The 8,027-nt window shown below is 37.9% G+C and carries 8 protein-coding genes; 6 read left to right on the forward strand and 2 right to left on the reverse strand.

The window, feature by feature from the left end; genetic code table 11:
* The first annotated feature begins 130 nt into the window (after positions 1-130).
* From V7164_RS13575 to V7164_RS13585, 3 genes are read left to right on the forward strand one after another with little or no spacing between them, the layout of a single operon-like run.
* The gene (locus V7164_RS13575; protein ID WP_335344898.1) at positions 131-334 is read left to right on the forward strand and encodes a DUF1657 domain-containing protein; all 204 of its coding nucleotides are present in this window, start codon (positions 131-133) and stop codon (positions 332-334) included.
* A gap of 60 nt (positions 335-394) precedes the next feature.
* On the forward strand, positions 395-598 hold the full coding sequence (locus tag V7164_RS13580; RefSeq protein ID WP_335344897.1) for a DUF1657 domain-containing protein: 204 nt from the start codon (positions 395-397) through the stop codon (positions 596-598).
* Between the two features lie 19 nt (positions 599-617).
* The gene (locus V7164_RS13585) at positions 618-1,478 is read left to right on the forward strand and encodes a DUF421 domain-containing protein (RefSeq protein ID WP_335344896.1); all 861 of its coding nucleotides are present in this window, start codon (positions 618-620) and stop codon (positions 1,476-1,478) included.
* A 65-nt stretch (positions 1,479-1,543) separates the two neighbouring features.
* Here the strand turns inward: V7164_RS13585 and moaA are convergent, their stop codons facing one another.
* Together moaA and fdhD are read right to left on the reverse strand one after the other, a co-directional pair.
* Complete coding sequence (moaA, locus tag V7164_RS13590; RefSeq protein WP_335354331.1) at positions 1,544-2,560, reverse strand: GTP 3',8-cyclase MoaA; 1,017 nt, start codon at positions 2,558-2,560, stop codon at positions 1,544-1,546.
* A 20-nt stretch (positions 2,561-2,580) separates the two neighbouring features.
* Positions 2,581-3,369: a formate dehydrogenase accessory sulfurtransferase FdhD gene (gene fdhD / locus V7164_RS13595; RefSeq protein ID WP_335344894.1), complete on the reverse strand. Its 789-nt coding sequence runs from the start codon at positions 3,367-3,369 to the stop codon at positions 2,581-2,583.
* A 355-nt stretch (positions 3,370-3,724) separates the two neighbouring features.
* Here fdhD and V7164_RS13600 point away from each other — a divergent pair, with 355 nt between their 5' ends.
* From V7164_RS13600 to V7164_RS13610, 3 genes are all read left to right on the forward strand, one after another.
* A complete protein-coding gene (locus tag V7164_RS13600) occupies positions 3,725-4,987 on the forward strand; it encodes an L-lactate MFS transporter (RefSeq protein WP_335344893.1) in 1,263 nt (420 codons plus the stop codon).
* Between the two features lie 125 nt (positions 4,988-5,112).
* Positions 5,113-5,475, forward strand: a complete 363-nt coding sequence (locus V7164_RS13605; RefSeq protein ID WP_335344892.1) for a DUF2294 domain-containing protein — start codon at positions 5,113-5,115, stop codon at positions 5,473-5,475.
* A 178-nt stretch (positions 5,476-5,653) separates the two neighbouring features.
* Complete coding sequence (locus tag V7164_RS13610) at positions 5,654-8,002, forward strand: FdhF/YdeP family oxidoreductase (RefSeq protein ID WP_335344891.1); 2,349 nt, start codon at positions 5,654-5,656, stop codon at positions 8,000-8,002.
* Positions 8,003-8,027 lie beyond the last annotated feature (25 nt).

Raw genomic sequence — 8,027 nt, forward strand, 5'->3', positions numbered from 1 at the left:
CTATAATATATCTCAGTGAAATCTAGGCTATTTTAAGTACTAAATTTACCAGAAATTATTATATATAAAGATCAGGAATTAAGAAATAATACCTATTGTAAGTCATTTTTCATAGAAAAGAGGGAAAAGTATGACAGTTGGCACACAGGTTAAACAAGCGATAGCAGGTTTAAAAAGTGCTCAAGCGAGTTTTGAAGGATTTGCATTAGCAACAGATAATCAACAGGCTAAGCAGCTATACCAAACTTGTGCACAGCAAACACAGTCAGTCATTGACTCTGTAGAGCCTCGTTTGCAGCAAATTCTTGCAGAAGAACCGCAGTATAATCAATAGCTTTATCCTGGTTGGCTTATAGCCAACCTTTTCATCATTTATAGATGGGGAGTAAATGTCATGACTATTATTTCGAATGTTAAACAAAGCCTGTCCACCATTAAGGGAATCGAGGCTCAGCTTTCCATTCTGGCACTGAATTCGCACGATCCAGAGGCACAGAGGACTTTTCACGAAATGATGAATATGATGAACGATATAAAAAAAGACCTCCAGCTTCGGGTAAATGAAATGATGTTAGAAGAACCGCAGTATAAGGGATAAATAAGGAAGAGGTGACAAAATGTCAGAATGGAGTCATATTATCATTCGGTCTTTTTTATTTCTTTTTGTATTATTCATAATGACCAAGATGTTAGGAAAAAAACAAATTTCTCAAATTTCCTTTTTTGAATATGTGTCTGGCATAACAATAGGAAGTATTGCGGGCGAAGTTATTATGGGGCTTAATAGCAATATGGGGCATGGAATATTAGCTATAGCCATTTTTGGATTAGTGACGATCGCTGTTGGATTTATTTCATTAAAAAGCAATTCATTTCGTGACTTTGTTGAAGGTAAAGGAACTATATTTATTAAAGATGGAAAAATAATGGAGGATAATTTAAAAAAGGAAAAATACTCCACAGATGAGCTTACAACCCTTCTGCGCAAAAAAGATGTATTTAATTTAGCAGATGTAGAGTTTGCTGTATTAGAACCAACAGGTGATTTAAGCATCTTATTGAAAAAAGAAAACAGACCGTTAACTCCTAAAGATCTCAACCTTAAAGTAGCAAATGATAAAGTACCGCAAACAGTGATTCGTGACGGACATATTGTACATGATTCTTTGGCTTCTGCAGGAAAATCCCGGAAGTGGCTTTTTGACGAATTGGATAAACTTGAGGTCACAATGGATAATGTCTTTTATGGACAGATTGACTCTTATGGTGATTTAACTGTTGATCTCTATGATGATAAAATGAAACAGCCATCTCCACAAACAAGGCCGTTATTGATGGCGATGCTTAAAAAATGTCAAGCGGATTTAGAAATATTTGAATTGGAAACAGATTCACCCGATGCCAAAAATATGTATAAAAAGAACGCGGAAAAATTGAATGAAGCCATACGCATTCTTAGTCCATACTTGAATAATTAATCCAGTTTTTGGGGCTGTCCAGAAGTCAAAATGCAGACTTTCTATACAAGCCCCTATGAAGAAATTTATCCCCCAATATGAGACATTTCCACCTTTTTTCTGCCTTTGTTTTGCTGCAGGAGGTTATCACGCTCTTCGGAATAACGATCATTACGAATTGTCCAAATGTCTGTAATCATTTTTTCTAATTTTGAATCATCTTCCTCAGAACGCAGGATTGTGCGCAGATCGTGTCCTACACCAGAAAATAAACAAGTATAGAGCTTGCCTTCAGCTGAAAGTCTAGCCCGATTGCATGATGAGCAGAAAGCCTCTGTAACTGATGAAATGATTCCAAATTCCTGTTCAGAGCCAGAGTACCTAAATCTTGACGCTACTTCACCTAAATAATTCGGCGCAATTGGTTCAATCGGCATGACACGATGAATAGAATCAAGAATTTGTTTTTTAGAAAAAACAGATTCCATATTCCACTGGTTCGTATTTCCGACATCCATAAACTCAATAAATCGTAAAATATGGCCTTTTTCTTTAAAAAATTTGGCCATTGGGATAACTTCCTGGTCATTGACGCCTTTTTTTACAACCATATTAATTTTTATTTTTAAGCCAGCTTCAGATGCTGCCTCAATTCCATTTAAAACTTCTTGTACTTTTACCCCTCTGCCATTGATTTTTCCAAACAAATGGTCATCAAGTGAATCAAGACTGATGGAAACTCGTTTTAAGCCAGCTTTTTTCAAATTCATTGCATATTGCGGCAGTAATACTCCGTTTGTCGTCATGGCGATATCATCAATACCATCGATTCGCGCGATTTTCTCCACAAGGTCAGGCAATGATTTTCGCATTAAAGGCTCTCCACCAGTAAGCCTGACTTTTTTTATTTCGAAGGCTTTAGCAAAAATCTTAACTAACCGTTCTATCTCTTCAAATGCTAGCAGCTGTTCTTTTTTCAAAAAGGGGTAATCGGGCCCGAAAATTTCTGCAGGCATACAGTAGGTACAGCGAAAATTACACTTGTCCGTTACTGAGATTCGCAAATCTCTAAGCGGCCTGTTTCTTTTATCCTGTAAAATCAAGTATGATCGCCTCCTTTTTATTACTCTATAATCCTATGTGAATGAGAATAAACGTTAAATGAGTTTCCTCTTATAAATCCAACAGCGGTAATATTTAAATCCTCTGCTAATTTAATAGCAAGATTAGTAGGGGCTGATTTTGATAGAATAATTCCAACACCAATTTTTGCAGCCTTTAATAGTACTTCAGATGAGATTCTTCCGCTAAAGGCAATAATTTTATCTTTTACAGATATTTTATTTTGGATACAGTAACCGTAAATTTTATCCAATGCATTATGCCTTCCGATATCAGTTCTGCTAATAATCATATCCTCTCCTGAGAAAAGGGCAGCATTATGCACTCCGCCAGTTTCTTGGAAAGTTAAACTGCTGTCCTGCAGCTGTCTCATGATGGATAGACATTGAGCTGGAGTTACCGTAGTCTTGGAGGTAGAGGTTTTAGCCGTACGAGCATCATTGTGAAAATAAAACTGGCGGCTTTTCCCGCAGCAAGATCCAATAAATCGTTTTGAGTGAAATTCATGACTGGTTGTAACTGGAACATGTAAATCCACATAAGAAATTCCCTTGCTTTCGTCAATGTTAATGGTTTTTATCTCATCCTGTTGTCGGATAAATCCTTCCGAAGCGAGGAAGCCAATTGTTAATTCTTCAAGATTTTCCGGTGTACAAACCATTGTCGCAAATTCTTGTCCATTTAACATGATTGTCAAAGGCTGTTCAGTCACGATCTCATCCATCTTCTCTTGTAAAATGCCATTCTCGTACCTGTAAATCCAGCTGTTATTGCTGATTTGACCTGCCATATTCATTCACCCGCCCATACTTAACTTAATTACCCAAATAGTAGCATAAAATTTTCATATAGCAATAGTAAAAAAATCTAACATAGTGAAAAACTTAATAATGGTTGAATACCAATAGGAAAGATGTTAATATTTAGAAAAGTTCACAAACTTGTAACAATTATTGATTCGAGATAGCGAACCTGTCATCGGTTAATATCTGTTACAGCATTTTATGTAAGCGATTAACTGTTGGTGTATAGTAGCGTTCCTGCTGGTAGCTAACCGTCAATCCCTCCTAATGTTTATTAGACAAGGAGGAATTGACGGTTTTGTTTTTGGCTTGCAAAATAATATTAATCGGGGTGTTGAGAGGATGAAAAAAGCGAAAAACAGATGGCTGATTGCAGCATCTGCGGTAGGAATTCATATTTCTATCGGTTCTGTTTATGCATGGAGTGTTTTTACAAAGCCAATTGTTAATCAATTCGGATGGGATTTAACTGATGTGAGTTTTACATTTAGTTTAGCTATTTTATTTCTAGGATTATCCGCCGCTTTCTTAGGCCATTTCGTTGAAAAGCATGGGCCGAAAAGAGCTGGGATGCTTGCTGCGATGTTTTTTGGTGTTGGAATCACAGGGTCAGGATTAGCTATCAACTTAGAGTCATTGCCATTATTGTATATTTTTTATGGAGTTCTTGGAGGAATAGGCCTTGGAGTTGGCTATATTGCACCTGTTTCAACACTTGTAAAATGGTTTCCAGATCGGAGAGGATTAGCGACAGGACTAGCTATTATGGGCTTTGGCTTCGCAGCTCTTATTAGCAGCCCTATCATGCAAAGCTTAATTGATGCTGTTGGGATTGCTAATACCTTTTATATACTTGGAGTCTCGTATTTTATTATCATGATGGTATCATCTCTGTATCTTGCACCGCCTAAGCAAGGCTGGGTTCCTGCTGGTTTCCAAGATAAAATAAAGGCTGGCACGAAAACGCTTAAAGAGGATCTATCACAATTAACTGCGAATGAAGCGATTAAAACAAAGAGATTCTATTATTTATGGCTGATGTTATTTATAAATGTTACTTGCGGTATTGCGATTATTTCTGCTGCATCACCGCTTGCACAGGAGAGCATTGGTTTAAATGCAGTCGCTGCAGCCGCACTTGTAGGAGTACTAGGAGCATTTAATGGACTTGGACGAATTGGCTGGGCATCGATTTCAGATTTTATTGGCAGGCCAAATACATATACAACATTTTTCTTAATACAAGTGATTGCGTTTCCATTAGTTACGATGACAAGCAATCCGCTTATTTTCCAAATTCTCTTAGCTATTATTTATACTTGCTATGGCGGAGGCTTCGCAGCCATTCCGGCCTATATTGGAGATTTATTTGGAACGAAGCAACTTGGTGCTATTCACGGATATATATTAACAGCATGGGCAGCAGCAGGGTTAGCAGGTCCGATGTTTGCATCTTGGGTTCGTGAAACGACAGGTTCCTATTCTCAAAGTCTTATGGTTTTCACTGGGATGTTTGCTGTTGCTTTAGCGATTTCACTCCTTATTCGACTCGATATTAAAAAACTCAGACAAAAACAAGCAGAAACACGAAATGTTGCGGTTTGACAATTTTGAAAATAATTGTTTAACTTAGGATAATAGGATCAATCTTTCAACATATTAATAAAGTATTTACAAACAAGAATGATTCTTAAACATAATATTATACTGGAATTAAAGGGTTGAAATTGATGAATAAATATGAAGCAGAATTTAGCAATCTTGTCCGATCCTTTCGAAAAAAGCATATGGGAAAGGGACCAAGTAAAGTAACAACTACCTTTTGCAAAAACTGGGCTATTTGTGAAATGGAGGGAAACCTCTCCCCAGTTGAGAAGTTTATTGTAAGTGCAGATGATGGAAAACAAATGGTCCGCGCTGCAAGAACTGAAATGGTAAAGGATATGTATAAGAAGAATCAGCCAATCGAGATGGAGGAATTTTTGCAATCCAAACTCATCGACCTATTTGTAGATATCGATATCGAAAGAGATTTTGGGATGTCGGTGTTTGTTTTTGATAAAAACATTGAAGAAATGTATAAAACTAAATAGTCAATAGGAAGTTGGCACTTGGTAGCGACCCTGCTAAAGACTAACCACCAAACACATGCGTAATTTTTGTGTCTGGTGGTTTTTGTATTTTTTGTGAAAAAAACTGTTAAATAGATATTAGAATTACGATCATTAAAAAATTCATTATTCAGCATGAATGAAAAAGGAGAAGATTGTCATGAGTTCAACTAAGCATACAGGACCAATCAAATTAGATACTTCCTTAAAGCCATCCTTGTGGGCTGGCAAGGCGCCAATGGGGCTTGGGAAGATAAAGCCTCACCATATTAGAGATACGATGAAGGTAGCATGGGATAATAAAGATAATTTAGGATATGCTTATCGGATTCTGACACAAGGTGTGTGTGATGGTTGTGCCCTTGGTGTATCTGGGCTTTATGACCAAACTTTAACGGGTCCTCATTTATGTACAACAAGATTGAATGTTCTTCGCTTGAACACGATGCCGGCCATTGACCCGGAGTTGCTTGAAAATATAGATAAATTGAAGGAATTAGACAGTACACAGCTTCGGAAGCTTGGAAGAATTCCATACCCTCTATCGAGAAAAAAAGGAGAAAATAAGTTTACAAGAATATCTTGGGACGAAGCTTTAGACAGGATTGCAGCGAAAATAAAGCAAATTGATCCTAAACAGCTTGCATTCTATTTAACTGCTAGGGGAATTACGAATGAAGTTTACTATACAGCTGCGAAAGTAGCTCGGTTTCTAGGAACAAATAATATCGACAACGCTTCCCGCATATGCCATTCGCCAAGTAAAACAGCATTAAAACGGTCATTGGGTATTGGAGCATCTAGCTGTAATTATAAAGATTGGATCGGTACCGATGTATTAATATTCTGGGGCTCTGTTGCAGCAAATAATCAGCCTGTCTCCACTAAATATATGTATGCAGCTAAAAAAGCGGGAACAAAAATTATTATGATTAACCCATATCGAGAGCCAGCAATGGAAAATTACTGGATTCCTTCGATTCCGGAAAGTGCACTGTTTGGTACACAAATTGTCGATGATGTGTATCAAGTTAATATTGGCGGAGATATTGCCTTTATGAATGGTGTGATGAAGCACTGGTTTGAAATGGAGGAAAAAGTTCCGGGCTCTGCGATTGACCATGATTTTGTCAACGAGCATACAAATGGTTTTTCTGAGTTAAAAGACCATCTCAAGAATCAAGATTGGGAACTGCTTGAAAAGTCATCTGGGTTAACGAAGGAAAGAATGTATGAGTTTGCCGAGCTGCTGGCCAAATCAAAATCCGGTGTTTTCATTTGGAGTATGGGATTAACACAACATCGCTTTGCAACGGATAATATTTCACAAGTGGCTAATCTTGCCATGCTTCGCGGCTTTATTGGAAGAGAGCATTGCGGTGTTATGCCAATCCGCGGACATAGCGGGGTGCAAGGATCAGGTGAAATGGGAGCTGACCCGTTTGTACTTCCAGGAAGTGATTTTGATGAGCTCAATGCAAAACGCATGGAATATTTATGGGGATTCCCGGTTCCTAGATGGCAGGGGGATACAGTAGGTCAAACATTGGAAAATATCATGCTGCCGGAGAATCATCCGAGAAAAGTTAAGCTCTTTTTTACAAGTGGAGGAAACTTCCTCGAAACAATGCCAGATCCTCATTTTATTCAGGAGGTTCTTGAAAATGTTGAACTGCGGGTCCATCAGGATATCATTTTTAATACATCTACCCTAGTGGATGCAAAAGAAGAGGTCATTATATTACCTGCGATGACGCGATATGAGCAGCCTGGTGGAGGTACATCCACAAGTACAGAAAGAATGGTATATTTTAGTCCAGAGATTAAAGGGCCAAGAATTGAGGAAGCTAGACCAGAATGGGAAATTTATGTTGACCTCGCATCAAGAGTATATCCTGATAAAAAGCATCTAATTGAATTTAAACATGCAGATGAAATTCGTGATGAAATTTCTATAGCCAATAGAAATTATGATGGCATCCAGCATTTGAAAAACAAGGGAGATGTGTTCCAATGGGGAGGAGCCTGGTTATGCGAGGGCGGGGTTTGTCCTACTCCTGATGGCAAAGGAAACCTGCTGGCCATTGAAATTCCTGAGCTGCGGAAAACGGAAGGCCAGTTCTATGTGACAACAAGACGCGGAAAACAATTCAATTCGATGGTTTATAGTGAAATAGATCCTTTCAATGGGGCAGATCGCTATGATATTTTAATGAATGCAGACGATGCAGAGAAACTTAATATTCAAGAAGGAGATGCTATCGTTGCATTTAATAATTACGGCACTTACCAGGGAAGAGCGAAATTTGAAGATGTGAAATCAGGTAATATCGCTGTATTCTGGCCAGAAGGCAATGTACTGCTTCCTAAGGGCGTGTATGAGAAGTATGCGGAAATTCCGGAATACAATACTACGATTATTCTCGAAAAAGCAGAAACGTTCCATGCACAAAAGGATCGAAAATATTTAGAAAAGAGAATTGAAGAACTCGAAATGAGTATGAGCTAAATCTAGTTTCTTCTATTATATAGGC

The sequence above is a fragment of the Bacillus sp. JJ1474 genome (genome assembly GCF_036965225.1).
Classification (GTDB): domain Bacteria; phylum Bacillota; class Bacilli; order Bacillales; family Cytobacillaceae; genus Cytobacillus.

Coding starts and splice junctions, on each gene's coding strand:
- V7164_RS13575 (WP_335344898.1), top strand. CDS start 131: ATGACAGTTGGCACACAGGTTAAACAAGCGATAGCAGGTTTAAAAAGT.
- V7164_RS13580 (WP_335344897.1), top strand. CDS start 395: ATGACTATTATTTCGAATGTTAAACAAAGCCTGTCCACCATTAAGGGA.
- V7164_RS13585 (WP_335344896.1), top strand. CDS start 618: ATGTCAGAATGGAGTCATATTATCATTCGGTCTTTTTTATTTCTTTTT.
- fdhD (WP_335344894.1), bottom strand. CDS start 3,369: ATGGCAGGTCAAATCAGCAATAACAGCTGGATTTACAGGTACGAGAAT.
- V7164_RS13600 (WP_335344893.1), top strand. CDS start 3,725: ATGAAAAAAGCGAAAAACAGATGGCTGATTGCAGCATCTGCGGTAGGA.
- V7164_RS13605 (WP_335344892.1), top strand. CDS start 5,113: ATGAATAAATATGAAGCAGAATTTAGCAATCTTGTCCGATCCTTTCGA.
- V7164_RS13610 (WP_335344891.1), top strand. CDS start 5,654: ATGAGTTCAACTAAGCATACAGGACCAATCAAATTAGATACTTCCTTA.